A 23,785-nucleotide genomic window follows, 5' to 3' on the forward strand; every position below is an offset into this window, starting at 1 on the left:
CCTAGGCAACTGTAATTTGGCCGTAAACAATGGCTTCCATATCAAATTCTCGAACATCTTCGCGTTGGATAGCGCGAACATCCGTAGAATTACGAGCGAATGATTTACCGCCTACATTTGTTGATGCAATGGAATATTGTTGGCGGTCGAACAGAACAACCGCTTCTTTCAGGTCACCGATAATAATAGGAGCCTTTTTATCAACCGTCTTCAACCAACGGTTCGAGACGACAATAATCGGCTTGCCTTTGAGCATTTTCTGAGTAGGGTTCGTCGGGTTTGTTTGCAACAGGTCACGCCCTTCACTGTCCTTTTGCATGTCCAAGAAATGAAACCCGTCTTGATTGGTTAAAATGACAGCGTTGTTGCTAATAGCAGGATCTAGCTGTACATTCAACACGCGCTTAATGTCATCAATCCCCGTGATGGCAACCTTTGTTTTCTTGTTGAGCAAAGATAGAATAAGCTCATTCCGCGTTACAACAGATTTTTTCGCAATCCATTTTGCTATATAACTCATCAAATTTTGATCAGTATCCTGCAATAAACTGTTACTGATTGGAAGGATGCCACCACGATCTTTAATGAGGTATGCGAGTGACGAAAATTTCGGATTATCCATGTCGTCCAAATCTGTCAATTCGTTGATTTCCGTGAACGATGTAATGTCCGCATTTTTTTCGATTACTCGTGAACCACTACGCGTAGAAACTGGCTCTACTGTAACAAAGCTCTCCAATTGTACAAATTGACGTTTGAATTCGCGGATCATTGTGTCGATATCTTTCGGCACTATTAAGCCACCGTCTTCATCAACTCCGCCCTGCATTCCGGAACGAATCTCCTCAATGCCTTCCTCAATCAGCGCACGTTCTTCTGTATTTAGCGGTTTATTCCGAAGTGATTTAAGGAACGCCATTCTATACTGCGTTGCCTTGTTCTTGTCTCCATCTGTGCGAGCCTCCGGCTCAACAACAGGATCTGTTGCTACGGGCGTGTCTGTCTCACGCAATTCTGTTAAAAAGTCAATCTGTTTTCTTAGCTCTTGAGCTTCATCCTTTGCAGTTCGAGCTTCATTCAATTTCCCTTCTGCAGCAAGGTTGCGCGCTTCATCCAATTTTGTTGCCAGCTGTTGGCGTAGTTCACGTTCCTTTTGATCCATATTAATTCCTCACTTTCGAATTTTGGGTATAAAAAAATCGTCCTCCTAGATTCCTAAAAGGTCGATTTCGAGAAGTAACTTTTCTTGTTCTTGTTTCCTGCGCAGCTCGTTTTGATAACATTCCAAACTGCGGTTGGATACCAGCGATTCAGCTTGCGCATAAGCAGGGTACGTGACCACACTTACATCAAATATTCGTTTAATCTTGCGGACTGTTCGAAGGTGGATTCCTTTTTCCTCATCGTAATCCCACTCGTCACCACCGTTTTCATAATCGATTCTAAACGCGAAACTCGATTGATTAACATCCCCGCGTTTCATAACTGTAATCAAGTCATTAGCGTATGTTGTATCTGGCGGATCTGCATCATATCTAAGACCGAATTCATCTACGGATAGTTGGAGTGTTCCAGACGTTGTTCTTCCGATTATTTTTCCACTCTCGTGATCAATCAGACAACGAACATCGGACATATCCGCGCCATTAAGAGCCTTGGGATCTATCCTTTCAATGAATCCGCCCAAATCCTGTGACCAGACGTTGAACCGCAACCCGTATCCAACAATTCGCGGCGATGAGTCATCATTATCTGTTCTAAATTCAACCTTATTAGTTAGCAGCCGTCGTTCCTTGTCCATCGTCCTCAGCATCTTCACCCCCTTCCTCAATGTCAGCATCCTTAATCCCTGCCTTCGTGAGCTGGTACTTTTCTAAAATATCAAGCGTTGTGAAATTAAGGCTCATGTAATGCTTGTCCCCTAATTCACCAATGCTGTCCTCGTCTTCCAGCTCAAGCACTTTATTGATTGAATAAGGACCCATTTGGATCATATTTTTATAGAATTCTGCTCGACTCTTTGAATCGCCGCGCAATTCGCTTGTAACATTGAATTTCGCGTAATAAGTTCGCCTTTCTGACTCAACGAACAACTTCCAATCTATTTCTTGCTCCCAGTTCGTAAAGATTGGTTGTAAGGTGCTTTTTACATACTCAAGCGACAAGTTTTCCATATTGCTATATTTCATGTCAGTAAGACCAAGTTTGTAAGGCGGTATCTTATATATCTTCGATACTTCCGATATACCAAATTTCGCGGTTTCAATAAACTGAGCATCTGCCAACGGCATCCCGATACTTTGATAGTCAAAACCAGCATCCAAAATAGCCACGCGGTGTGCATTGGTCAGACCTGAGTTTACCTTCTGCCATTCATCCCGAACTATATCCTTTGCTGACTTGTCTAGCGGAGTCGGAGTTTTCAGAATTCCGCCTGTTGTTGTCCCGTTGCCGTAGAAACTACCAATAAATTTCTTTTGAGATTGTTGGGCGCCAATTTCCTCGCGAATAACTTGGATAGGAGTAATCCCCTTAAGCCCAGATTTACTAATGGACTTAAAATGAAGGACATCCCAATGCTTGAGTTTTCGCGTTTCGCCATTCGGCAACGTTGTAACATACCATACCTCGCCAGTCACATTATCGACATGAACATCCGTTTTAGATGGATCGAGAGGCCATAATGCCTTGGGCTTTCCGTTATGCACACCGCTTGTATGCCATTCGATGTTGGCATAGCCATTTCCCCAAGCCACCATATGAACCATCATCAATTCTTTGAATGTATATGCCGACATGTAGGGATTAGCTCGAACTCCAAGTATTTGCGCTACAGGGTGATTTCGGACTCTTTTTCGGCCTGTTTTCGTCTTCTGGTATACTTGGATCGGCAATTTACCAATGTCTCCACCTAGGATGCTGGCACAAGTATAAACGTTACTGTTCATGAGAGATGATTCACTAGTTACCCATTCCCCGCTAGTTGTCTCGCTCCCCCGAAACAAATCCAAAAACCACGACTTAAGATTCCTCAAATCTGACGTATCGGAACGTTTCAACAAGGAAGGGAGCCATCCCATACGAAACTTTTTTATCCGCAAACTTTCACCCCCTCCCTAGAATGAAAATTCATCATCCTTGATATGCCCATTCAAGTCGATCCGACCATCTCCAACCATTGCGCGCACCATTGCATTGATGATTGCGGCTATCAGGTCGATACGCTGACTATCATCTTTGTGCTTCTTGCTCAGTTTGATATTGCCGTTACTGTCGATTATTTCAACTGCATTTGATAAGCACCAAGTCAACAATGGGCTGCCGTCATGAACAATCAAGCCTTTAAGCACAAGCTCACGGAAAAATTTCGTTGGCTCTGATAACGTTTGAACGCCCTGCCTGATTTCAACCCGTTCGTAGCCCTCAGCCTCAAGCTGCTGCGTGAAATGAGTTGCGTTATATGGATCGTAGCAAATCTCCTTTACAAACCAATCCTGATCCTGTTCCATCTTCTCCATGTGTGAGCGAATGAAACTATAGTCCACAACCTCACCGGGCGTAAGTGTACACCAGTCTTCCTTCGCCCATTGACGATATGGCACTCTATCACTATGTTCATGCTGTTTTGCTCGCTCCTCAGGCATAAACCCATGAGCAGTAACAGCATAACGCCCCTCTGGTAATCGGAACACATAGCCTACAGCGGTTAAATCTGTTGTTTTAGATAAATCCAAACCGCTCCACGTCTCATAACCACGAACCAATTCAAAAAAGGCATCTCGCGACACTGCGAGCACCTTCCACTTGTCCATAATTCCAGACATATATTTATTCTCAGAATCTGACTGCCAAAGATTCACGCGCTTGGTCAAAAACTCACGTATTTTAGCAGAATCACCGGAGTTAAAAGCCGCATCATGTTCAGTTCTAATCTGCTTCCGCAGAACTCGGGAATATTCGTTGTCTTCCTGCAATATCGGATTGGCTTTCACCCACTTTTCCTCATCATGTGGATCATCGCCTTTGTCCAATGTCCGAATCATAACAAAAGTTGTTTCAATCATAGGAATTGTTCCACGCAGCATCTTCTCCAATGAATCGCGTTCTGTTTTGCAAGGATTATTTTCAGCGTTTTTTCCCGCTGTAGTGATGATAATCATGAGTGATTGGAGCCGCTTCCCGAATCCAGAAAACAACACATCTACAATTTCACTAGTTGGGTGAGCATGATATTCGTCGATAATAACAATGCATGGTGCGCCAGAATCCTTGTTTTTGGTGTCCTTCGATAGTGGACGCAACCAGCCGCCCCGAGTCGCATGTTCAATATACGTTCGTTTAATTCGCAAGCGCTTAGCTATATCAGGGCTACCTTCACCCATCTTCTGTGCATCGCCCCAAACCCGCTTAGCTTGTTGCTTATCAACCGCTGCGCATTCCACTTCTGGCATATCCTCATATCTTTTAAAAGACGGATCACCGGGTGGATAGACACAATCACTGCACATTCCGTACAAAGCTACGCCCGACATTTCAGTAGATTTTACGTTCCCTCTGGCACGCTCGTTATAAGCGAGAGAAAAACGGCGTTGACCAGTATCTTTATGAACCCAGCCAAATAGACATCCTAGATCAAACTTTTGGAATGGAAGAAGTTCTATCAGTTGCCCGGAAAATGGCCCCCTAACATGACGGCAGCAGCGTTCGAACCATTCAAAGATTCGATCCGCTCTACTCTCGTCGAAAACATAAGGGAACTCCGGCGTTGCTTGACGCTGCAAATCATCCAAATGTCGCTGACAGGAAAGGCGTTCTAATTCGCAGCTCATTCGAATCCCTAGAACTATTTCGACTGCGTAGCGGTTGGTTGGATGCACGTCCTCCCAATCAATCGAAGAGGTCTGCATTTCCATCCGCCTCACTGTCCGCCTCACGTTTTGCCAGTCGAGCGCGTGATTCTGCATTAAGTCCAAGCTTATTCGAATACTGCAACGCTATATTCGCGTAACGTTGAGACATTTGGACGTATGCATTAGGTACTTTTACGCCTGATCTATTGATTTCCGTATACCCATATTGATCAATGAGGCGATTGGCTTCTTGCACCTTTGAAACTGCGTCACAATAAATGCCTAGCACATCCTCATCCACTTTATCAAGCACACTGAACTCTTCCATGTCTTTGACTGTCTTGCGCCATATCTTTCTTGCTGAATCATCCAGCCAATCAGGTATGCGCAATTTGAGTTTTTTCTTACGCGTGAATTTTTTAGCGGCTTCTTCCCAGGACTCGACTTCCTTTTTCGTCCAGTTCTTACCGCCGCCTTTTTTTCCCACTCTCATGTGGTTGAAATTAATAACAGGATTGCCCAACTTAACACCTCCACTCTCCCAATTTCTTCACGGGGACTTTTTTTCACGAGCGAGGGGCACGCGGTCTACGCTGAGACACCTCCACTTTTTCGACCCCTGGGGGGCTGCTGCCTAACCCTCGACCGAAACTTTTTTGTTTCCGGTTAATGACTTGAGAACGCCCATAAGCTCACTTGTGAGCGCTTGAACCGAATCGTTTGAAACCTTAACTTGAGGCGTATTAACTACGGTCGTTTTGCGCCCTGCATCTGCATCTAGCAAGTCACTCAACCGTTGGAACTCCACAAGCTCATTCGGCGTACCTTCCAGCACAATAGATCCAATGTGTATCTTCATTCCGTCTTCCTCCATTCCATTCAATGCGCGAGATTCTTCACTGACTGATATCTATTAGACATAGATCCTCTTCAATGGAATTGCATACTACGTCAATTTTATCGAGGAGCCTAGCCCTCCCCATACCATTTAAGAAATCTGCATTAACAAGCTTGACTAACTGTTCCAAGTAATGCAGTTTAGCCCCTAACTTAAATTCATCCATTACCAAACCCTCCGTCCTCTCTGGCTGTCTTCTTGTCGTGACAGCGCTTGTTCATTGGCTGGTGGTTCTTTGGGTTCCAGAACAATTTGTAATCTCCCTTGTGAGGCTGGATATGGTCTACTACATCGGCGGGCAAGGGAACCACTTTCCTTCTGCATTCATCACATACACATAACGGATGGCGTGCAAGGTAATCTTCCCTATACTTTCGCCATCGGCGGCCATACCCACGCTTGGATGATGATTCGCGAACGCAGTCATACTTCCTTGCTGACTTGGCATGTTCGGAACAAAATCCCTCTCTCGTAAGTTCACCGCACCCCGGTTTTTTGCATGGTTTTTTGGGTGACAATCCCACCAAAATGCACCTCTTAATTGTGAACATTTTCCCCTGTTTGAATTACACATACTGTGGGTTTTGTTAAACTCAATAGATAACAGAAAAGTCAAGCGTATCACGGTTTTATTACTATTCAGTTAAACGAGTTTAACCTATTCCATATATGAGGAACTGATCACCTTCTGTGCCGTTTAAGAGCCATGTCCATCGTGTCCTGTGTCATCCCGATATAACGAAGTGTTTCCTGTGTAGAGGAATGATTAAAATAGTTCATCAACAGAGCGATGTCCTTCTTCGTCGTGACATTGTAGAAGATATATCCGAATGTTTTTCTAAGCGTGTGACATCCGATCTCCGACAAACCAAACTCGTCGCCAACAGCACGGATGATCTTGTACGCCATTTCGCGCGTGATTGGCCTGTTAAGCCCTTCGCGACTACGTATTAGAAACTCGTTCGGCGGCTTGCCTTCTATATATGGGGCGAGCTTTTGTTTCAACTCTGTAGTAATAAGTATCCTTTTCTGCTTTCCTGTCTTCTTTTCTCGAATAGAAATGTGTGAGCCTGTAACGTCCCTGACTCGCAAACGCAATATATCACTAATCCGAAGCCCGGTGTCGATACCTATAAGGAACATAATGAAGTTTCGATAGTTCGTGCTCTCCAAGTAATCAAGGATGTCCTGTAATAGTTCATGGTCGCGAATCGGTTGTACTGTGTTCATTTGCGAACACCGTCCTTGCGCGGACATGGGATTGGTCTTAGACAAAATTGTGCGACGCCATCCCATCTACCCCATTCACAACCTTTGCAGCCTTCGGGCTGTTCTCTCTTGTCTTGCTTTTCTGCAAATAGCAATATGGTGTTACGTTTTCTTGCCATGCCTACGTTCACCCCGATTCCTCGGGATGTCCCGATTACGGAAAGCGGTGACTTTCACCAACCACGCCAATAGATTCAATGGTTTCACACCCTTTCTGTACAAAAATAAAAAGCCGCTCGTATTAAGCGACTAATAGAGGAGCCGCCCCCGAAGAGACGGCTTATAAAAAGGTTATGTTGTTAATGATTTTAGGCTTTCACATATAGGTGGCAACCGTACGACAAAAAAGGCATATATTCGCCCGCGCCACATATACACGTGTAAAAACATGTGTTATTTCTATTTACACGTGTTATTACATGTGTTATAATGAATATAGAAAGGAGGTCAACATGGTCAACCTAGATAAAGCATACTCATCACGTGAAATCATCAAAATCCTAAAAGCTGATGGTTGGGTACATAAAAATACAGAAGGTGACCACTATCACTTCAAGCATCCAACCAAAAAGGGTAAGGTTTCCGTCCCTCACCCGAAGAAAGACATTAGACGGAAAACAAGAGAAAGCATCTTCAAACAGGCGGGGCTAATATAGCCCGCCTTCCAAGGAGGTTAATATATATGAGTAAGTACATTTACCCTGCTGTATTCAGCCCTGGCGAACCGGAAGAAGGCGGTTATACTGTCACATTCCCTGATCTTCCTGGATGCATCACAGAAGGCGACACAATCGAAGAAGCTCTCCACATGGCTAAAGATGCCCTTGGTGGTCACCTGTACCTTATGGAAGAGGATAAAGACAACATACCGCAATCATCGAAGCCGGACTCTGTTCAACTGGAAGCTGGTGAATTTGTGTCTCTAATCCAAGTGAATACCGACTTTGTTCGCGAACGCATCCGTAATAAGGCTATAAACAAGACCGTCACCCTTCCTAAGTGGTTAAATGATGAAGCTTCGCAGGAAGGTATCAATTTTTCTCAGACGCTGCAGGATGCTTTGAAAGAAAAACTCGGCATTAAAGACTTCTCTTCATGAGGAGTCTTTTTTGCAACCGAAAGAAAAAAGCCGCTGATTAATTCAGCGACTTACTACCTCATTATCCCGTTAGGAAGAAGCTGTTTTGCTTCTTCCTAGTTATTTTTTCTTCTGCTCGTTCTAAGCATGTTTGAACCGAACTCTTCGTCAAATCCATTTCGAGAGCAATTTGTCTAAGGGAAAACCCTAGCCCGCGATGAAGGGTGAATACTTGCCGTTCTTGTTCGGTCAGTTCAGACATTGCGTCCTCGATCTGAAAGCGTTGATAGTCTGAAAGTGTTGTATAACTCCCACACGATCCGGGTGAAGCGAACGATTGCATGTAAAGTGGATTTATTGGGATTGTCCTTTGTGCAACTGATCTCCGATGAATACCCCTTCTATTTTCGGGGTGAAACCCCTTTGTAATCCAATCCAACGAAAATTGCGTACTGGATATCATTTCGCCAATCATTTTTTTCTCGACTTCGTCATGCGCTGACTCTTTCGCCAGCATTAACTTTTTGATCGTCTTCTTGTACTTGGGAATCAAGTCTTCCATACTCTTCGTCCTCCCCACCTTCGATAATGAGAACGCCGTCCTTAATCACCATTTCGATTTGCTCTTCCATCAAGACACCTCCCTAGTTAAAACTGCACCGACTAAAAAGCTGCTGGAATCACCATTTATTATTACTGGGCCATTTTTTCCTACGAATCCAAGTGCTACTTTTGCCATATCTGCCGCTCGTAGTGCATGGATTAGGTAACCCGAATCATAAGCACAAACCATTTCCTCGCCATGTGTTTCTGCGCTTATGAAATCTGTTGTTTTCCCCAGTTCGTTACGAGCCGCTATTTCTATGCCACCATCAACAGTTTTTATTGATACGGCTCTAATTCCCTTGGAAGCCTTGTCTGCCGTAATAGTTGCCAATTCGATTGAGTTAATTAACTCCGAGGACTCTATCTCGACCTGGCACTTTGGCTCCTTACTCAAAACGGGTGGCGCTGGTGGGTAATTCTCGTTCAATAACCTTGTATATAAAACATGTGTCTCTGTAGCAAACACTCCAAAGTTGTTAGAAACAACGAAACTAATCTCTTTCTCAGTTAAAATGTTTTCAATTAATTTCAAATGCTCCTTCGGAATGATGGCGACGAAATTCTCTTGACTCGGCAATTCTACGGTGTACATTGCGAATTGCTTTGTATCGCATCCCGAGAATGTAAGAATAGAACCATCTGCTTTTATGCACATCCCTTTAAGGGCATTCGGAACTTTTTCGGTGATGATAGCGTGCGCCGTTTTTTAATAGCTTTCTTTAGAACATCTGAATCAATGGTGAAGCTCCATGTATCAGGTTCGGACAAATTAAATGGGAATGATTCAACGTCCAACAACGCCACTACAATCTGAGCGCGATTCCCCTTGATGCACAAGTTCCCTTCTTTTACCTCAAGATCAATTTTGTCGCCCCTGATTTTCATCAATATATCTAATAGAATCGGAGTTGCCACGCAGCAGGTTCCAGCTTGGGTAATCTCTGCGTCCACCTGTGACTTGATTACAACGGTATCATCTGAGCTAGATAGCTTTACGGTGCCGCCTGCCGCCTCGATAAGCAGCTTTGACTTAGGAAATGTCATACACCGAATGGATTTTATCAGGTCATTTTTCTTTGCGCTCAGTTTCAAAGATATCACCCCCATATGCTTCCTTAATGACCGTTCGTAGTCTGTGGTGAATGGTTGCGGATTCTGTATACGCCGCCGCCTTGCTGGTAGCTCCCAGCGTGTTCATAACTGCATCGAACAGCTTCTGTTCTCTAATCATCGTAGTTCCGAAAGCTTTGATAAATTCAGACCAGGAATCGAAGCGCAGCGTGGTTAGCTGCCCGACATCGTTCAAGTGAGAAATACCCAATACTACGAATCCATCTTGCAGATACGGCGAGTCTTTGAGGATGTAAGTGACTTTGCACCAGAACACTTCCCCTGTGTACTCTTCTTTCAATGAATCCCATTCGCGCAATACCAATACATCACCAGTCCGATAACCTCTATCATTTTTGCGAACCTCGAACTTTTTATTCCCTTCAACTACCTCGGAAAAATACTCTGGCAGGATTTTAAGATCATGCAGCATTTCAGTACCTCCCCTAGAGGGCTTATAAAAGCCCTCAACGAATTCAATTCTCTTTTTCGTCGTACCAAAGTTGATTCAAATGTTTTCCCTCTTACCAGTCTTCGCGTGGGTAATACATGTCCACATTGTCCTCGTCCACAACCAAATCAGCACCAATTGTAAACATTTTGAACAAAGTTGCTTCTAGCCCATGCAGCCCACCCATAATCGCGTTGTTATTAAGTTCTTTGTCATGGATTTTAACCGTGTTGATTTTTCCAACTTTCCCGCCCTTAGGCTCTAGAATTGAAATTTGGTATTTACAATCGTAAGGTAGCTTGTCTTCTTCTGGATCGAAATCTATGAACCATAAAACAGTTCCTTTTCTGACATGAAGAGAAACTTCATTATCATCAACGTCGCCATACTCGGTTGCCTCATTCTTCATGGCTTCAATAATTTCCGAAAGACGATATTCTTTCTCTGCTCCGCACAAAATCTCATCCATATGAGCCTTGATCTTTTCGACACCTTGGATTGTAACGGCTTTATCCAGTTGTTCCTTGACAACATTCAAGACCATTTGATTGTAAGTTGGGATATCCAACTTTTTAAGGTTGATATCGAGTTGAGATTCAACTTCCTTCTTGAGTTGTTTGCCAAAATCGCTGTAGCTGCTCAATACGTCGTCAACAACACTAGCCAACGTCTTTTCCAACTTCTGACGAACTAACTGCTCCACAACCTGTTCCTTTTGGATACCAGCCAATGCGTCTTGCACCATTTTGTTCAAGTCCATTTATAAACACTCTCCCTTTTGTTTTGAGTTAGAAATTCAGTACAGTTTGAACAACCGCATTTCTCTTTTCAGCAATTTCGATGTAAGCAGGATTTATCTCTATAGATGTACATTTTCTATGATGCTTGATTGATACTTTCTCCGTAGTGCCGGATCCCCCGAATGGATCGAACACTTTTCCTCCTGCCGGCGAACCTGCAAGAATACATGGTTCTATTAACATTTCTGGAAATGTTGCAAAATGTGCATCTGTTGTCTTAGATGTTGCTACCGTCCAGACTGATCGTTTATTCCTTTTCGTACCTTCCCACGGAACGGACGTGCCAAGATGTGAATTGGGACGATCTCGCTGATCACCATATTTCCTTTCTTTGTTACCACTTCTATTCCTAGATTGAGGCTGTCCAAATGCCCCTTTCGAGCCTCCAACGGCTTTCATATTGCCGTTCTTTTTAGCTCCGCCATTCGCCCTTGTGGATCCGGCCTGAGAAGCTATATCTTGCGATAGTCGTTTTATACTTGAAGATGCTAGCGGCTCTTTTATCGCTTCTGCATCGTAATAATAGCGATCTGATTTCGAGAATAGAAAAACATATTCATGCGCTTTCGTAGGTCTGTCCCTGACGCTTTCCGGCATACAATTCGGCTTGTTCCAAATGTTATCCATTCTCAGATACCAACCATCAGCTTGCAAAGCGAATGCAACGCGCCAAGGAATTCCAACTAGGTCTTTAGATTTTAGTCCGCTTGGTAGTTTAGGAACCTTGCATTGTGGGCTGTCTGGATCGGCAATGTAAGTTTCCTTTTGACGTTCTTTGTTTCTCCAAGCACCTTTCCCACTACCTGCGAACGAATCCCCGAAATTCAACCATAGCGTTCCATCTTTTCGTAGGACTCGCCAGACTCCCCTGAATATCAGAACCATGTGCGCAACAAACATTTCTATGGTTGGTTCTAGTCCTAGACAGCCCGTCCAAGATGGAACAGTTATAGAATGCATTCCCGTCATAGGTGTGTAAGTCACTTCTGGCCAATCACTAGGAGGAACACCATAATCACGTAGTGCCCAATAAGGGGGCGAAGTGACACAAGTATGAAATTGTTCGGGATTCATACTCTGCATTACCAGTCTGCAATCCCCCTGTATTATCATTTCATGCCCTCCCTTACGAACCGCTATATTCGATATCAGCAAATTTACTGTAGTTTTTGAAATAGACCATCTCAATCAAACCCGTCCCGGTGTTTCTTCCCTTTGCAACAATGACTTCAACAATGTTTTTCTTCTCGGTATCTGCGTTGTAATAGTCATCGCGGTACAGGAAAATTACCATGTCGGCATCAAATTCGATCTTCCCAGATTCCCGAAGGTCGGACATCATCGGGCGCTTGTCCTGCCGCTGCTCTACGCTTCGACTCAATGAGCTAATGACGACAATAGGACAATCATTTTCCCGCGCTATCTGCTTCAATTTTCCGCTTATGTAGCCCACTTCCTCGTTTTTATTCGCGAAACGTTTCCCGCCGTCGATAAGCTGTAGATAGTCGATGAAGATGATTACTCGTCCATGCTGCTTGCGGAACGCTTTCACCTTGGCGGCAATCTGCTGGATCGTTACGCCCGGGGAATCGTCAATCCATAGCGGTAAGTCAGCTACTATCTGGCGCGACATTGTGTATTTTCCCCATTCATCGTCTGCCAGCAATCCGGTTCTAATCTTCATGCCATCGATATGCCCCACAGCCGATACAACTCGTTCAGCTACGGGCATGTCTGGCATTTCAAGGCTAATTATGCCGACCGCATCCACCGTCTTAGAACGAGCCGCCGAAATTGCATCGTTCAGCATATACGCCGTTTTTCCGATGGAAGGCCGAGCCGCGATAATAACCAAGTCTTGTTTCTGGTATCCACCAGTAAGCCTATCCATTGCAGAACTCGCCGTCTTCACGCCTGTAAGACCCTTTTGTTTCTGGCGCTCGATTATGATGTCTTCGTGATTGTTTAGGACATCACCCATAGATTTGAATGACTTGGTCGGCTCGGTTTGCTTCGCTAGGGCTTCTATTTCGTCCTGTATGGACGCTAAGAACTCTTCTGGATCATTTACCCCTTTTCCCTCATCAAACTTCTTCTTGAGGGTTTCTAGCGTCTTACGGCGCATTGATGATTCCCATATGATAGTTTCATAGAAATCAAAGTTCGAGATGGACGGAGCGGCGTTGCTCAGTTGTGTCAGATATGACACGCCACCCATCCCCATCAATTCGTTGCCCATCCTATCAGCGAGTGTAATTGCATCAATGGGCTTTCCTTCGTCGTTCAGCCCTTGCATAGATTCAAAGATGAATCGATGTCCAGCGTAATAATAGTCTTCCGGTTTCAAACGGCTGCTTTCTATCAATTCCGGTTGGACAAGGATGCAACCAAGTGCCGACTGTTCCGTTTCAATACTCGCGAATTGACTAATCATTCCGGTTCCCTCCTGCTGGCAAGCAAGCGGCGCTATTCCAGCCCTCAAGCATTGCCAGTCGTTCGATTGTCTCTTGCTTCTTTCGCTCTGCGTTTACACTACCTGACGAAGCCGAAACCTCGGCAATCGTAGGCGGATATTTTGAATTTTGAATATGGTTAGTAAGGTTATTGATAGCTACATCAAAACGAACGTTGCGCATCATCATTTCCCAAAGCTTGATATATTCATCCGTTAGGGTTACCGTCGGGTACGCCGTTGAGAGCAAGGAAAGGATTTGAAGTGTCTCCTTCGGACTCATTCTGTACCTCCTCCATTCTGCGCCGTAATAAATCTTTGTTGGCATCTGTCCGGTTCGCTGTATTTGAACTAGGCTTTCGCTTCATCTGCAAGCCAAGTTCCGTGTATTTCTCCCTGAGCTTCTTGGGGCTTAGAACAACAGAACTCCAAAATGAATTTGTTGTACACCAGTCGATAACGGTTTGAAGCTCCTTGGTATCACGTTTATCTAATTCGATTATCTTTCTGAAATCATCCGACCAATTTTGCATATTGGGTTTTCTTATCAAATGAGCAACCTTGTTTGCTTCTGCATGCTCCATCACTTTCCGATGAAAATATAATGCCATTTGAAAGTAGACATTTCCCTCATCATATTTTTGATGAGATAAGGTATTATCTTTTTCTATATCTATATCTATATCTATATCTGTTGCGTGACTGTCACGATTTGTCACGTCTGATTCTGTGACTTGTCCCGTGACTGTCACGTGACTATTTCCACTCTCTTGAAGAAGTAGCGCGCGTTGCTTTTCACGTTGCTTCCTCTTTCGATTCCGGTCTAGCTCTCTAATGCGCTCCATACCGTCAACATTTTGGTGTTTCTCCCAACTAGATAAGTAAACCCGACCATCTTCCCAAATCTCGATCATTCCGTATTGTTTGAACAGATTGAACGCAGCCCTTACGGTTGTGATTGGTCTGTTCATCAATGAAATGAGTTGGTCTTCTGTATAAGGAATGGTGTCGGTAAGCATGATTGAACCGCCAGCGTTAGACTTTCCAGCCATAGTAAGGAGCTTTAGCCAAATAACGATGAGCGTATCTGCTTCTGGAAGGGTTTCTATAACCTCTATTTTCTTGTTGTCAAATAACCCGACACTTAACTTAATCCACTTGATTTCTGACACGTGATTTCTCCCTCCTATTGCAAAGGAGCAAAATTTTGTATACAATTGCCGTAACTTTTGTTTTCAAGCTGACCCTCTGCAAAGGGTCTTTTTTCTTTCTTCTCGCAGATATTGCGAACGATGATTGCATGTTGCAGCGGACTACGGTAGAACCATAGGCGAGCAAGTTCGGGTAAAGTCATGACTCTTTACCGTTGATGTATCCAACAGTTAAAATTTGTTCGCCGCCGCCCAATACTTTCGCGTTCTTAATGACTCTTCCTTCAACTAACAATTGATTCATGTAGTTTAGTGATTCATCGAAATCTGTTGATAATACGTTCAACTTGATTACTTCATCTTCTGTATCATCGCAACCATTAGCTAATTCAATAGCTTCTTGAGGTAATGCATCACTGTTAAACCAGGCTGCGTATTCTTCATTCACTATACATATAAGGATCTGGCAGTCAGTAACTTCCTTGGCGAACGAATGAGAATCAACATCAAACGTTAAATCGGTTTCCCCAAGACTTACGACTAAGACTTCCCCTTCTTCTTCTACGAAATATTCCGTTGATACAGGCTCTTGAGCAATTGCGACAAAAGGATCATTGTGTTTACCGATGTTTATTTCCAAACTGCATTTTGCATTGTACTTCTTCATCACCTCGAATAAATGCATAACTTCTCTAGCTTTTGATTCTTTCAATTGGATAGTTGACATATAAAAAACTCCTTTTCTATTTAGTAAATCAGTAATGTTGTCGGATACTGGTGTTTGCACTCTTTGCTTTGGCTAACATACCAACCAAAATTGAATGAAATTTGTCCAGAACACCCATACGAACCATTACGTCGATTCCGCTTACCTTTTGCTTCAGTGTCTTTTCGGCATAATGCCGACCAGTACGTTCGAAGTAATCTACATCAATACGTTCACGCTCATTATTCAATCTCCGTGGTATATCCAAGCCGTGTTGGTCTAGCATAATTTCATAGATTGAACAATATATTTGGTCATATTCAAGCCTTGTCCATCGTTGGTACTCGTTTATCAGATCCTTGACCTTCGCTGGATCCGGGACTGCTGTAAGATTTTCTGTCAGTGTATCAAGCCCATTCTGTAAAGTTGCGACATCTCTTTTCAAGGCTTTTTGTTCAAGTTCATTTTTAATCATGAGTTGAAGAATTGGGCTAAGTTCATCAACGTTTGGGGTAGTACCTCTCTTTCGAAAATATCCATCAATGATCTCCTCGTATTTGTCCCAAGCAAGATCATCATCAAAGATTTTTAGAAGTTTGGCATATCCGCGCTCCGAAAGGATAAAGATATTGTTGGCTGCGTTCACTGCATTTTGAGTCATTATTCCGCTATCCACCAAAAGGATAGCGAATTCTTTATACTCTGGACGCTTTACATCAATAATGTCCACTCGATACACAAACCTCTTCTCATTGTTGTTGATAGCTTCATTGACTTTAAACAACTGTCTACCATGAATCGCTGCAATGTCCTTGACAAGCATTGATTTTTTGTCATCTCCAAAACCTCCAGAGATGTTTGGCACCTCAATACCACCTATGTTTGTTGTACCATTAATAACAGGTTTGTTTTGCTGTGCCTTCATCCAATCATTCATGGATGAATTGAATTTATCTTTGTTCACTGACTCTTTCCTCCTCTGATAATTCAATTGAATGTTCAATAGTTCAGATCTAACCACATGAACGCTTGACCACTAGCTTAGAGTCAAGTCCGCTATCGACCATAACGATAGTGAATTAACCTCGTTACAGAGTAGATACCAATCATGACGATTACCCCATCAATCGATGTTCGTATTCAAGTAGCCATTCTCGACGAATGCGATGTTCCTGACCTTCCTTGTAGCTGCGGAGTTCGCCAGACTTTATTCGCCGTCTTATTGTTTTGGTGGAGCGTTGAAAATACTCTGCAGCATCCTTAATGGTTAGAACAAGGGGCAAGTAGTTTGTCGGTGTCTTCATCGGATGTCCACCTCCTTCCTTGCAAAAAATTACCTTACAAGTTCATCTACTGTTACATCTAAAGCGTTTGCTAACTTCACCAACGTTTCTGCGTTAGGGCCTTGCTTTTTCGCACCGAGACCATACAATACAGTTAGAGATACCCCACTCTCTTTTCCAAGACGGTAAACAGTCCATCTTTTTTCTTCAAGAAGCTTATGGACGTTTTCTGCGATTGTCATTCCCATCTGTCGTTCACCTCCTGAACATATCTTATAACTCATACGGGTTATATACAATCCCGATAATAACCCGTATGAGTAATACAACACCCTTTTTTCTCCATCTTACTCTTTTGTTCTTGACATATCGCACTATCTCCATGTAATATAACCGTATCGGGTTATAACTCAATTAGGTAGGTGTGGAATGGTGAGCATTGTTGAAAGAATCGATGCGCTGATGAAAGCTAAAAAGATAAGCCGTTATCAGCTAGCAAAAGATACTGACATACCTTACACGACGTTAACAAATATCTTGATAGGCAGAACAAAAGACCCTCAGATCAGCACTCTCCAGGTCATTGCAGACTATTTTGGCGTCCCCTTAGATCGAATCACAGGTAATAAACACCAAGAAGACCACCCTGAATGGGCCAATCAAAAAGACAAAAGAGACTTCAAAAAGATGCTCGAAGATGATGCGAGTCTAATGTTCGACGGCGTACCAATCGAAGGGGAGGACAGGGAGAAAGTTATGCGAGTTCTTGAAGCCCTCTTCTGGGATGCGAAGCATAGAAGCAAGGAAAAGTTTACAAACAAGCGCTATAAAGAGAAATCAGACGATACAAAAAATAACTGTCTGAGGAGTGTTTGTATACATGATAAATCGGGCTATCAGGATATTGATGCAGAAATATAAGACAAATTGCCCTTTCGAGATAGCAAAACTAAGAGGAATAATATTGAGATTCGAGGATCTAGGGGATTCTACTTTCGGAATGTATTATACAAAATTCCGGCAGCGCTACATTGTTATCAATAACAAAATTAGCGAGGAATGGCAGCGTGTCGTATGTGCACACGAGTTGGGACATGACCTCTTGCATTTTGGCGTTAACCGATTCTTTGTTGATAGCCATACATTCTTTTTGTCCGCCAAGCAGGAACGACAGGCTAATATTTTCGCAGTACAGTTGCTCACGGCAAACGATACAATTTACGATGGTGAATCTGTTTTTAATTATTTTTGCCGTATTAAGATCCCAGATGAAATGGTTTCTTACTACAAAGGCGTTTCATAGTCACCACGCCTTCGCGCTTTCCAGCCGTAAGGCTGTTTATTATACGCATTTAACCGAACATACATTCTATGCGGAGGAAATGAGATGGAAAAAAAAGCTCCAAAGAAGAAGAAACTCCCGCCCGGAGTCCGAGAACGAGATGGTCGTTACACATATAGGTACAGTGTGCCTGTCATCGTAGACGGAAAAAAGAAACGGAAACAAAAGGAAACGGAAGCATATCCAACAGCTCAGGAGGCTTACGAGGCTGGGATATTAATAAGAGCCGATCAGTTACGGGGAAAGTTGGTTGATGAGAAGGAAATTACATTAGAGAAGTGGCTGGAACGTTGGTTAGAGAACTACATTATAGAAAATGACCCCAGGGGAAACACAATAAGCAACAAAAAGACTGTAATCTCATCGTTAAAGAGGTTTCTAGGTAAGGACACTAAAGTCAAAGAAATAACAGGCGATGATTATCAGCAGTGGCTGAACGACTTGAAGAAGAAAGGGCGAGAGGAGGGGACATTAAAGGAATACCATAGTAATGCACGTATGATGTTTGGAAATGCCGTTCACAAAAAATAATTACCAATGATCCCACAGAAGGATCGAAAGTCCCCGTATTTAAACAAACACTCGAGGAGATCGAGTCTGGAGAAACAGACTTGCCAAAATATTTAGAAAAAGAACAATTGAAACATTTACTGAACACCGCTAGGTTTCGAGGTTCTACCCAGAACTACAACCTGTTCGCTGCCCTTGCCTACACAGGACTACGGATCGGGGAGTTGTTGGCACTCAAGATAGATGATTTCAACGAAAGTGAACGATTCATTTCCGTCACTAAAACATTAACCGATATCGGTGGTGTCCGAAAATATACGCTAGGACCGCCTAAGAATAAATCGTCCATCCGCAAGGTAAGTATCGGTGAAACGGTAATTAAAGCTATCAAGTCTCAGTTAGCTTGGCAGGAACGGAAAAGGAAGGAAGTAGGGATTAAGCACGACGTGGGGTTTATCTTTTGGAGTTCGAAGTTTCCGGGATACCCAGGCAATATAAACATGGTAGAGTATCATTTCAAGAAATTGCTTACGCTCGCAGGACTTCCAACGTCCCTAACACCGCACAGCCTGAGGCATACACACGTAACACTATTAGCTGAGGCGGGTGAAGATCTAGCTGTCATCCAAGACAGATTAGGACATAAAAACGATAAGATTACTACTCAGGTCTATCTGCACGTTACCCAATCGCGGAAAAAGCTTGTTCCTGATAAATTTGAACGACTCATGAATTCCTAGATCATTGTGGGTAACGTGTGGGTAAACCACTCCTCAGAAAACGGAATATCCGCTTTATTACAGGGTTTTCTCTTTTCGTCCAGCACTTGGATTTCAAATTCACGATCCTCAAGCTCCGAGCCGTACGTAGCCGCCGGAACCTTTTTCACAACAGCCTGCGTACCGCCGATCGTTTCATTTGGTTGATTGTTGGACTTCACCCAAATTTGGAACAACTTCTTCTCGCGTGCAAGACGATACAGGAGCGGAAGCTGAGGCGACGTCGACATCAATGTCAACTTAATTGTTCCGAGCGGATTGTTCTTATGGGCAATCGCTACCTCGCCGCGCGCACCAACATGCGCAACCGTCTGCTCCTCGTCCTTTTCACAGGAAACGAATGTATTTTCGCCGAATCCCGTAAGGTAACCGTTGTTGATTGTTACAGAAACTTGCTTTGCATCATAAATACCGATACTCATAGATAAGCACCATCCTTTAATAGAAAATGTTTTGTGATAAACAAATCACTTTTAGCACCAAGAAGGTTGCAAGAAATCGAAGCGTCATGCTTCGTGATGGAAAGTGATCCACTAAAAGCGGATAACACCGTTCACCTTCACCTGATGCACCGCGCCCGCGATCTCGAACCAGAACGAGCCGCCGCGGTATTCGCGATTCGCGCGATCGGTTGGATTCACCTCATTGCGCTGCAAGAAGGACGTACCGAACAACGGCTCGCCGCTGTCGTCTGTCGCGATGATGCCCATACGGGAAGATTCCAACAGCACATTAATGACCGCACTCTCGATTTGGACAATTCCTGCATCCGTGTACGGAATTTTGCTCGATTGATTAAGCAAATTCTGAATTTGCATTTCCATGCGGGCACGCACATAATCACGCGCCATAATGACGTCGATATACTCACCGGACAGCGTCTTGCCTTCCGAAGTGCGGGCCTCACCCTGCTTGTTCACGTACGTAATCGCGCCGCTGTCGTGGATTTCCATCAACTCGCCAGCCGTTACCTTCATCGCCTCGATTCCTGTGCACTTCTTGAACTTCCACGTCACAGAGCCAACTTCAGCGGAACCAACCGAACCTACGAGCGCAGCTTCTGGGTATACCGCGGCATCCGTGTGATAGAACACGACCGTTCGCGTATAGGCCTTGGACTTCAGCGCTTGAAGCTTTGTCTTATCAGCAGCACGGGTAAAGAACAGACGGTAATCTTCCTTCTCTATTTCTGCGGCCAATGCCTCAACTACAGCTTCACTGTTATCGGAGGAGAGCAGATAGTACCAGCCGTTATCGAATACAGAACGAAGGCGAACTACCGGTTCTTCATTCTCATCACAAGCTGTAATCGCAATGCGAGCCGGTGAGCGGTCACCTTGTCCAAAGAGCGCCTCCGCCATTTTGTATTCCACCGTCGTATCCGCGAAATCATCCTTGACTGCCTTTAGATCCCCATATTCTTTATAGGCAGAACCTCCGGTCTTTTTCCCGATAATAAGCGGCATTCCGAAGGACAACCGACCTGTAGGCTTTTGTAAATCAATCGTTACTTGCACATCTTGAATAGACATGAACAATCACTCCTTCTTTTCGTTTCGTTGTAATTCCACTTTTTCAATGAACGTAATGGTTCGCTCAAAGCGATCCTTCATTCGGAGCCTAATGTGGAGACCTAGTCCGGCAGTCGGCTCCGTCTTCCACTGCGCGGGCCCAATATGCACCTGCACGGCTGGGATTGTCGTCAAGCACTCCAACCCTTCCGTCCACTGCCAGCCGAGCAAATCTCGGCAGCGTTCCGCCATATCCATGCGTTCTTTGGAGCAAATGAGAAGAAGCCACTCCATTTCGATGACCTTCTCGATCATCCCCTCTGACTCCGCATGATGCGGCGAGCAATCAATGTAGGGCTCAGCCACGTCATACGCGATAAGCGGTTCCGTCTGATCCGCCCTTAGGCCGTCCAAGGGAACAATCGGCATGTTCAATGCCTTCCCCATGGGCAAGAGCCATCGTTCTACGATGTCGCGATATACAATCAATTCACATCACCTCCCTTCATCTACTGGGAAAATTGCTAAAGTTTTTATTGCTAATTTTGCTAGTCGGACATCTGAGTTGAGCGTCATACTGCTTGCTTGAAAACAATTAATGCAGCATCCTTTCTGCTCACGATGTCCACGTTAATAGTATAAAACGGCGAACATGCGTTTGCTTTAAACTCGTTTTATAGTTTCTTTTTGATTTGTTTTTAATTATTTATAAGAACACATGTTCCTGTTTTTGTGGTATAATGGGAATACCTGCCCACGGTGTTCCATTTCGATGCTGGACCCAATAGATAAATAGGAAGTACACAACCTCGAGTATGAATGGAAACGAAGGAGGCCTTGCCTAATGATGATGGGGTTCTTGGACATGCCAGAGCATGAAGCGATGGATGTGAAGCAAGCAAAAGCACGAATTGATGAGGTATTTGCCAAATACAGAATGTGTAAAGTGATGAGGTTCACAGTTCGCGAAGCGCGCATTACAACGAATTATGAAGCGAGAGAAAATGGCGCGACCAACCGGTTCGGCGACCCAACTGCCGCTGTAGCGGTCTATAATACAGATAAAGCAAGCGAATGTCTGGCGTTTTGCGAATTGATTGAATCCATCGTGCACGAATTGGAGCCGGACGAGCAACTGCTTATCCGCGAGCGATATATGAAGGAAGCCCGCATGACGGATACGAAGGTATACAATTTCCGATTCGATCCCCCAATCAGCGCCGTAACCTACGGACAAATCCGCAAGCGCGCATTCGCCAAGCTGCTGAATGCCTTCCAGTACGCCTTTCGTTCAACCAGGACATCGTAATGAATGCAATCGATGCTGCAAATAAGCAAGCCGGCCAGGATGCTTCATCTTGGACCGGCTTGTTCGCGTCTTATAGAGCACAACAGATTGGACACGCAGGAATACTTTTCTGTTGCATACAATCAATAAGGTTACTATAATAGTAGTAACTTTTTATTCAAAACAGAAAGGAATGTCTCTTTTGAATTTTCGTGTATATATTTTAGCAGTAGCGGCATTCGTGGTCGGTACGGTAGAACTCATTATTGGAGGAATCCTCGATCAGATTGCCTCGGATTTGAACATTTCCGTCAGTGCAGCCGGGCAGCTGATTACAATCTTCTCGATTGCTTTTGCTGTATCGGCGCCTATATTAATGAATCTCACGGCCAAATTTGAGCGCAAAAAATTGTATATTGTCTTTTTGTTCATTTTCCTGATCTCGAATCTTATCGTAGCGTTCAGCTCGAATTATGCAACATTGCTCGCGGCCAGAGCCTTGTCTGCATCCAGCGGCTCGCTGCTTGTCGTGTTGTCGATCACAATTGCCTCGAAACTCGTCCAACCGGAATATAAAGGACGCGCCATTGGCGTAATCTACATGGGCATCAGCGGTTCACTTGTCTTAGGGGTTCCTATTGGCATGGTTATTGGGAATGCGTACGGATGGCGAGCACCGTTCCTGCTTGTTGTGGGATTAACGGCAATTGCGATCATCGGGATTTACGCCTTCTTATCGAAGGTACCTCCTTCCGGGGTTACGACATTGCGCACCCAGCTTGCATCTCTGAAAAGTGCGAAGCTAGTTAGCGGCCATCTCATTTCGTACTTGATGCTGACAGGACATTTGACTCTCTATGCATACTTGACTCCTTATTTACAGAAGACGTTCCAGCTTAGCCCAGGCATGACCAGCATCGTGTACTTCTTGTTCGGCTTGGCAGCCGTATCTGGCGGAGGACTTGGCGGCTTGCTGGCGGATAAGTGGGGAACAAAACGTTCCATTCTGCTTATTGTATCGAGCTTCGCGGTGATTATGTTTGTCCTGCCGCTAACGGCACAAGTATCGTTCTACGTCTTCTTGATCTCTATGGTGATCTGGAGTGCGCTCAGTTGGGCATTATCCCCGGCGCAGCAAAGCTATCTCATGCAGTCTGCTCCCGATACGGCTGACATTCAGCTTAGCCTGAACTCATCAGTACTTCATCTTGGTATTGCAAGCGGTTCTGTCGTGGGCGGTCTTGTCATTGAACAGAGCTCAGTAGCCAATAATGCATGGGTTGGCTGTCTGTTCGTCCTGCTGGCGCTGGGTAGTGCCATGTTCTCTCTGACTCGTTCTTCCCAAGTTAAGGCAACTACAGCTGCTGCAGCTGAATAAATGAAGCAAGCCGAAGGCAGCCGATATGATGCAAATTCCACGCGTTTATATTTGGTTAACCACCTGGTTAATTGGAAGCGAATTTATATTCAATGCAGGAAATAAGCCCAAAAAACGACACTCTACTCCGAAAATTGGTATAGAGTGTCGTTTTTACTTTTAATTTTACGAAATTTAATTTTAGTTACATTTCGTTAACATGAAAGCGTTGACACGATACAATATATATCATATATTCTTAGTTGTACCGCCATCATTTTCAGAATATGAAAGGAGGTGTAAAAAACCTGGTAAGTGCTATCTATAATTTATAGAAGAGGAGT

General features: G+C 44.1%; 36 protein-coding genes. 8 read left to right on the top strand and 28 right to left on the bottom strand.

Going from position 1 to position 23,785, the window contains the following annotated elements; all coding sequences use genetic code 11:
* Position 1: 1 nt before the first annotated feature.
* The 11 genes from PAV_RS04850 to PAV_RS35215 form a co-directional block, all read right to left on the bottom strand.
* Positions 2 to 1,162: a phage major capsid protein gene (locus PAV_RS04850; RefSeq protein ID WP_005544009.1), complete on the bottom strand. Its 1,161-nt coding sequence runs from the start codon at positions 1,160 to 1,162 to the stop codon at positions 2 to 4.
* 45 nt (positions 1,163 to 1,207) lie between these two features.
* Entirely contained in the window at positions 1,208 to 1,813 is a 606-nt protein-coding gene (locus PAV_RS04855) for an HK97 family phage prohead protease (protein ID WP_005544010.1), read from the bottom strand.
* Complete coding sequence (locus PAV_RS04860; protein ID WP_005544012.1) at positions 1,773 to 3,101, bottom strand: phage portal protein; 1,329 nt, start codon at positions 3,099 to 3,101, stop codon at positions 1,773 to 1,775. The genes PAV_RS04855 and PAV_RS04860 overlap by 41 nt, the downstream gene beginning before the upstream one ends.
* A gap of 15 nt (positions 3,102 to 3,116) precedes the next feature.
* The gene (locus PAV_RS04865; protein WP_005544013.1) at positions 3,117 to 4,907 is read right to left on the bottom strand and encodes a terminase large subunit; all 1,791 of its coding nucleotides are present in this window, start codon (positions 4,905 to 4,907) and stop codon (positions 3,117 to 3,119) included.
* Complete coding sequence (locus PAV_RS04870; RefSeq protein WP_005544014.1) at positions 4,888 to 5,373, bottom strand: phage terminase small subunit P27 family; 486 nt, start codon at positions 5,371 to 5,373, stop codon at positions 4,888 to 4,890. The genes PAV_RS04865 and PAV_RS04870 overlap by 20 nt, the downstream gene beginning before the upstream one ends.
* Before the next feature lie 111 nt (positions 5,374 to 5,484).
* Positions 5,485 to 5,709: a hypothetical protein gene (locus PAV_RS04875; protein WP_005544015.1), complete on the bottom strand. Its 225-nt coding sequence runs from the start codon at positions 5,707 to 5,709 to the stop codon at positions 5,485 to 5,487.
* A gap of 37 nt (positions 5,710 to 5,746) precedes the next feature.
* Positions 5,747 to 5,914, bottom strand: coding sequence for a hypothetical protein (locus tag PAV_RS34470; RefSeq protein ID WP_005544016.1), 168 nt, complete (start codon positions 5,912 to 5,914; stop codon positions 5,747 to 5,749).
* Positions 5,907 to 6,059, bottom strand: coding sequence for an HNH endonuclease (locus PAV_RS37150; RefSeq protein WP_309145461.1), 153 nt, complete (start codon positions 6,057 to 6,059; stop codon positions 5,907 to 5,909). The genes PAV_RS34470 and PAV_RS37150 overlap by 8 nt, the downstream gene beginning before the upstream one ends.
* Positions 6,035 to 6,196: a hypothetical protein gene (locus PAV_RS37155; protein ID WP_306416484.1), complete on the bottom strand. Its 162-nt coding sequence runs from the start codon at positions 6,194 to 6,196 to the stop codon at positions 6,035 to 6,037. The genes PAV_RS37150 and PAV_RS37155 overlap by 25 nt, the downstream gene beginning before the upstream one ends.
* 233 nt (positions 6,197 to 6,429) lie before the next feature.
* Complete coding sequence (locus tag PAV_RS04885) at positions 6,430 to 6,978, bottom strand: site-specific integrase (RefSeq protein ID WP_005544017.1); 549 nt, start codon at positions 6,976 to 6,978, stop codon at positions 6,430 to 6,432.
* Positions 6,975 to 7,136 (bottom strand): hypothetical protein, encoded by a 162-nt coding sequence (locus PAV_RS35215; RefSeq protein ID WP_167549024.1) that lies wholly within the window; start codon positions 7,134 to 7,136, stop codon positions 6,975 to 6,977. Before PAV_RS35215 ends, PAV_RS04885 begins: the two co-directional genes overlap by 4 nt.
* Before the next feature lie 333 nt (positions 7,137 to 7,469).
* Between PAV_RS35215 and PAV_RS04890 the strand changes: the two genes are divergently transcribed.
* Both PAV_RS04890 and PAV_RS04895 read left to right on the top strand, forming a co-directional pair.
* The gene (locus PAV_RS04890; protein ID WP_005544018.1) at positions 7,470 to 7,673 is read left to right on the top strand and encodes a type II toxin-antitoxin system HicA family toxin; all 204 of its coding nucleotides are present in this window, start codon (positions 7,470 to 7,472) and stop codon (positions 7,671 to 7,673) included.
* Positions 7,674 to 7,699: 26 nt separating this feature from the next.
* On the top strand, positions 7,700 to 8,116 hold the full coding sequence (locus PAV_RS04895) for a type II toxin-antitoxin system HicB family antitoxin (protein WP_005544019.1): 417 nt from the start codon (positions 7,700 to 7,702) through the stop codon (positions 8,114 to 8,116).
* Positions 8,117 to 8,177: 61 nt separating this feature from the next.
* Here PAV_RS04895 and PAV_RS37500 read toward each other — a convergent pair whose 3' ends face one another.
* The 14 genes from PAV_RS37500 to PAV_RS04960 all read right to left on the bottom strand — a co-directional run bounded on the left by PAV_RS37500 (position 8,178) and on the right by PAV_RS04960 (position 16,902).
* Positions 8,178 to 8,612, bottom strand: coding sequence for a sigma factor-like helix-turn-helix DNA-binding protein (locus tag PAV_RS37500; RefSeq protein ID WP_051135051.1), 435 nt, complete (start codon positions 8,610 to 8,612; stop codon positions 8,178 to 8,180).
* Entirely contained in the window at positions 8,587 to 8,727 is a 141-nt protein-coding gene (locus PAV_RS35905) for a hypothetical protein (RefSeq protein ID WP_238555743.1), read from the bottom strand. Before PAV_RS35905 ends, PAV_RS37500 begins: the two co-directional genes overlap by 26 nt.
* Positions 8,727 to 9,356: a beta clamp domain-containing protein gene (locus PAV_RS04905; protein WP_040734965.1), complete on the bottom strand. Its 630-nt coding sequence runs from the start codon at positions 9,354 to 9,356 to the stop codon at positions 8,727 to 8,729. The genes PAV_RS35905 and PAV_RS04905 overlap by 1 nt, the downstream gene beginning before the upstream one ends.
* Positions 9,347 to 9,793 carry a beta clamp domain-containing protein gene (locus PAV_RS04910; RefSeq protein WP_040734967.1) on the bottom strand — a complete coding sequence of 149 codons (447 nt, stop codon included), beginning with the start codon at positions 9,791 to 9,793 and terminating at the stop codon, positions 9,347 to 9,349. The genes PAV_RS04905 and PAV_RS04910 overlap by 10 nt, the downstream gene beginning before the upstream one ends.
* A complete protein-coding gene (locus PAV_RS37160) occupies positions 9,768 to 10,244 on the bottom strand; it encodes an ASCH/PUA domain-containing protein (RefSeq protein WP_005544022.1) in 477 nt (158 codons plus the stop codon). Before PAV_RS37160 ends, PAV_RS04910 begins: the two co-directional genes overlap by 26 nt.
* Before the next feature lie 91 nt (positions 10,245 to 10,335).
* A complete protein-coding gene (locus PAV_RS04920) occupies positions 10,336 to 11,022 on the bottom strand; it encodes a hypothetical protein (RefSeq protein WP_005544024.1) in 687 nt (228 codons plus the stop codon).
* Positions 11,023 to 11,050: 28 nt separating this feature from the next.
* The gene (locus tag PAV_RS32150; RefSeq protein WP_005544027.1) at positions 11,051 to 12,175 is read right to left on the bottom strand and encodes a DNA-methyltransferase; all 1,125 of its coding nucleotides are present in this window, start codon (positions 12,173 to 12,175) and stop codon (positions 11,051 to 11,053) included.
* 13 nt (positions 12,176 to 12,188) lie between these two features.
* Positions 12,189 to 13,496, bottom strand: a complete 1,308-nt coding sequence (dnaB, locus tag PAV_RS04930) for a replicative DNA helicase (protein WP_005544029.1) — start codon at positions 13,494 to 13,496, stop codon at positions 12,189 to 12,191.
* Positions 13,489 to 13,797 carry a replicative helicase loader/inhibitor gene (locus PAV_RS04935; RefSeq protein ID WP_081505648.1) on the bottom strand — a complete coding sequence of 103 codons (309 nt, stop codon included), beginning with the start codon at positions 13,795 to 13,797 and terminating at the stop codon, positions 13,489 to 13,491. Before PAV_RS04935 ends, dnaB begins: the two co-directional genes overlap by 8 nt.
* Complete coding sequence (locus tag PAV_RS32155) at positions 13,724 to 14,686, bottom strand: phage replisome organizer N-terminal domain-containing protein (RefSeq protein WP_005542756.1); 963 nt, start codon at positions 14,684 to 14,686, stop codon at positions 13,724 to 13,726. Before PAV_RS32155 ends, PAV_RS04935 begins: the two co-directional genes overlap by 74 nt.
* Positions 14,687 to 14,864: 178 nt before the next feature.
* Positions 14,865 to 15,392, bottom strand: coding sequence for a hypothetical protein (locus PAV_RS04945; RefSeq protein ID WP_005544030.1), 528 nt, complete (start codon positions 15,390 to 15,392; stop codon positions 14,865 to 14,867).
* Between the two features lie 28 nt (positions 15,393 to 15,420).
* Positions 15,421 to 16,335: an ORF6N domain-containing protein gene (locus PAV_RS35615; protein ID WP_005544031.1), complete on the bottom strand. Its 915-nt coding sequence runs from the start codon at positions 16,333 to 16,335 to the stop codon at positions 15,421 to 15,423.
* A gap of 151 nt (positions 16,336 to 16,486) precedes the next feature.
* A complete protein-coding gene (locus tag PAV_RS04955; RefSeq protein ID WP_005544032.1) occupies positions 16,487 to 16,675 on the bottom strand; it encodes a helix-turn-helix domain-containing protein in 189 nt (62 codons plus the stop codon).
* 29 nt (positions 16,676 to 16,704) lie between these two features.
* Positions 16,705 to 16,902 (bottom strand): helix-turn-helix domain-containing protein, encoded by a 198-nt coding sequence (locus PAV_RS04960; RefSeq protein ID WP_005544033.1) that lies wholly within the window; start codon positions 16,900 to 16,902, stop codon positions 16,705 to 16,707.
* 181 nt (positions 16,903 to 17,083) lie between these two features.
* Between PAV_RS04960 and PAV_RS04965 the strand changes: the two genes are divergently transcribed.
* From PAV_RS04965 to PAV_RS35920, 4 genes are all read left to right on the top strand, one after another.
* The gene (locus PAV_RS04965) at positions 17,084 to 17,575 is read left to right on the top strand and encodes a helix-turn-helix domain-containing protein (protein WP_005544034.1); all 492 of its coding nucleotides are present in this window, start codon (positions 17,084 to 17,086) and stop codon (positions 17,573 to 17,575) included.
* Between the two features lie 43 nt (positions 17,576 to 17,618).
* On the top strand, positions 17,619 to 17,957 hold the full coding sequence (locus PAV_RS04970) for an ImmA/IrrE family metallo-endopeptidase (protein ID WP_326100594.1): 339 nt from the start codon (positions 17,619 to 17,621) through the stop codon (positions 17,955 to 17,957).
* 84 nt (positions 17,958 to 18,041) lie between these two features.
* A complete protein-coding gene (locus PAV_RS35915; protein ID WP_005544036.1) occupies positions 18,042 to 18,527 on the top strand; it encodes a tyrosine-type recombinase/integrase in 486 nt (161 codons plus the stop codon).
* An 80-nt stretch (positions 18,528 to 18,607) separates the two neighbouring features.
* Complete coding sequence (locus PAV_RS35920) at positions 18,608 to 19,246, top strand: site-specific integrase (protein ID WP_005544037.1); 639 nt, start codon at positions 18,608 to 18,610, stop codon at positions 19,244 to 19,246.
* Here PAV_RS35920 and PAV_RS04985 read toward each other — a convergent pair.
* The 3 genes from PAV_RS04985 to PAV_RS04995 form a co-directional block, all read right to left on the bottom strand.
* A complete protein-coding gene (locus PAV_RS04985; RefSeq protein ID WP_005544038.1) occupies positions 19,243 to 19,707 on the bottom strand; it encodes a phage structural protein in 465 nt (154 codons plus the stop codon). The two genes, PAV_RS35920 and PAV_RS04985, sit on opposite strands and share 4 nt — an antisense overlap.
* Positions 19,708 to 19,818: 111 nt before the next feature.
* On the bottom strand, positions 19,819 to 20,817 hold the full coding sequence (locus PAV_RS04990) for a DUF3383 family protein (protein ID WP_005544039.1): 999 nt from the start codon (positions 20,815 to 20,817) through the stop codon (positions 19,819 to 19,821).
* Positions 20,818 to 20,823: 6 nt separating this feature from the next.
* Positions 20,824 to 21,285, bottom strand: a complete 462-nt coding sequence (locus PAV_RS04995; protein ID WP_005544040.1) for a hypothetical protein — start codon at positions 21,283 to 21,285, stop codon at positions 20,824 to 20,826.
* 355 nt (positions 21,286 to 21,640) lie between these two features.
* Here PAV_RS04995 and PAV_RS05000 point away from each other — a divergent pair, with 355 nt between their 5' ends.
* Both PAV_RS05000 and PAV_RS05005 read left to right on the top strand, forming a co-directional pair.
* On the top strand, positions 21,641 to 22,105 hold the full coding sequence (locus PAV_RS05000) for an ArpU family phage packaging/lysis transcriptional regulator (protein WP_005544041.1): 465 nt from the start codon (positions 21,641 to 21,643) through the stop codon (positions 22,103 to 22,105).
* Between the two features lie 172 nt (positions 22,106 to 22,277).
* Entirely contained in the window at positions 22,278 to 23,462 is a 1,185-nt protein-coding gene (locus PAV_RS05005) for an MFS transporter (protein ID WP_040735475.1), read from the top strand.
* The last annotated feature ends 323 nt before the right edge of the window (positions 23,463 to 23,785 follow it).

Source organism: Paenibacillus alvei DSM 29, from assembly GCF_000293805.1.
GTDB lineage: Bacteria > Bacillota > Bacilli > Paenibacillales > Paenibacillaceae > Paenibacillus_B > Paenibacillus_B alvei.

Bases quoted from the DNA above. Each gene is read 5' to 3' on its own strand.
- PAV_RS04935 (WP_081505648.1), bottom strand. From the start codon at position 13,797: ATGAGTCCGAAGGAGACACTTCAAATCCTTTCCTTGCTCTCAACGGCG.
- PAV_RS04885 (WP_005544017.1), bottom strand. From the start codon at position 6,978: ATGAACACAGTACAACCGATTCGCGACCATGAACTATTACAGGACATC.
- PAV_RS04855 (WP_005544010.1), bottom strand. From the start codon at position 1,813: ATGCTGAGGACGATGGACAAGGAACGACGGCTGCTAACTAATAAGGTT.
- PAV_RS04960 (WP_005544033.1), bottom strand. From the start codon at position 16,902: ATGGGAATGACAATCGCAGAAAACGTCCATAAGCTTCTTGAAGAAAAA.
- PAV_RS35905 (WP_238555743.1), bottom strand. From the start codon at position 8,727: ATGGAAGAGCAAATCGAAATGGTGATTAAGGACGGCGTTCTCATTATC.
- PAV_RS37155 (WP_306416484.1), bottom strand. From the start codon at position 6,196: ATGCCAAGTCAGCAAGGAAGTATGACTGCGTTCGCGAATCATCATCCA.
- dnaB (WP_005544029.1), bottom strand. From the start codon at position 13,496: ATGATTAGTCAATTCGCGAGTATTGAAACGGAACAGTCGGCACTTGGT.
- PAV_RS04905 (WP_040734965.1), bottom strand. From the start codon at position 9,356: ATGTGCATAAAAGCAGATGGTTCTATTCTTACATTCTCGGGATGCGAT.
- PAV_RS35215 (WP_167549024.1), bottom strand. From the start codon at position 7,136: ATGGCAAGAAAACGTAACACCATATTGCTATTTGCAGAAAAGCAAGAC.
- PAV_RS05000 (WP_005544041.1), top strand. From the start codon at position 21,641: ATGATGATGGGGTTCTTGGACATGCCAGAGCATGAAGCGATGGATGTG.
- PAV_RS04945 (WP_005544030.1), bottom strand. From the start codon at position 15,392: ATGTCAACTATCCAATTGAAAGAATCAAAAGCTAGAGAAGTTATGCAT.
- PAV_RS05005 (WP_040735475.1), top strand. From the start codon at position 22,278: ATGTCTCTTTTGAATTTTCGTGTATATATTTTAGCAGTAGCGGCATTC.
- PAV_RS37160 (WP_005544022.1), bottom strand. From the start codon at position 10,244: ATGCTGCATGATCTTAAAATCCTGCCAGAGTATTTTTCCGAGGTAGTT.
- PAV_RS32150 (WP_005544027.1), bottom strand. From the start codon at position 12,175: ATGATAATACAGGGGGATTGCAGACTGGTAATGCAGAGTATGAATCCC.
- PAV_RS04865 (WP_005544013.1), bottom strand. From the start codon at position 4,907: ATGCAGACCTCTTCGATTGATTGGGAGGACGTGCATCCAACCAACCGC.
- PAV_RS04985 (WP_005544038.1), bottom strand. From the start codon at position 19,707: ATGAGTATCGGTATTTATGATGCAAAGCAAGTTTCTGTAACAATCAAC.
- PAV_RS04990 (WP_005544039.1), bottom strand. From the start codon at position 20,817: ATGTCTATTCAAGATGTGCAAGTAACGATTGATTTACAAAAGCCTACA.
- PAV_RS04955 (WP_005544032.1), bottom strand. From the start codon at position 16,675: ATGAAGACACCGACAAACTACTTGCCCCTTGTTCTAACCATTAAGGAT.
- PAV_RS04965 (WP_005544034.1), top strand. From the start codon at position 17,084: ATGGTGAGCATTGTTGAAAGAATCGATGCGCTGATGAAAGCTAAAAAG.
- PAV_RS35915 (WP_005544036.1), top strand. From the start codon at position 18,042: ATGGAAAAAAAAGCTCCAAAGAAGAAGAAACTCCCGCCCGGAGTCCGA.
- PAV_RS04920 (WP_005544024.1), bottom strand. From the start codon at position 11,022: ATGGACTTGAACAAAATGGTGCAAGACGCATTGGCTGGTATCCAAAAG.
- PAV_RS04890 (WP_005544018.1), top strand. From the start codon at position 7,470: ATGGTCAACCTAGATAAAGCATACTCATCACGTGAAATCATCAAAATC.
- PAV_RS04850 (WP_005544009.1), bottom strand. From the start codon at position 1,162: ATGGATCAAAAGGAACGTGAACTACGCCAACAGCTGGCAACAAAATTG.
- PAV_RS37500 (WP_051135051.1), bottom strand. From the start codon at position 8,612: ATGCTGGCGAAAGAGTCAGCGCATGACGAAGTCGAGAAAAAAATGATT.
- PAV_RS34470 (WP_005544016.1), bottom strand. From the start codon at position 5,914: ATGGATGAATTTAAGTTAGGGGCTAAACTGCATTACTTGGAACAGTTA.
- PAV_RS04875 (WP_005544015.1), bottom strand. From the start codon at position 5,709: ATGAAGATACACATTGGATCTATTGTGCTGGAAGGTACGCCGAATGAG.
- PAV_RS04895 (WP_005544019.1), top strand. From the start codon at position 7,700: ATGAGTAAGTACATTTACCCTGCTGTATTCAGCCCTGGCGAACCGGAA.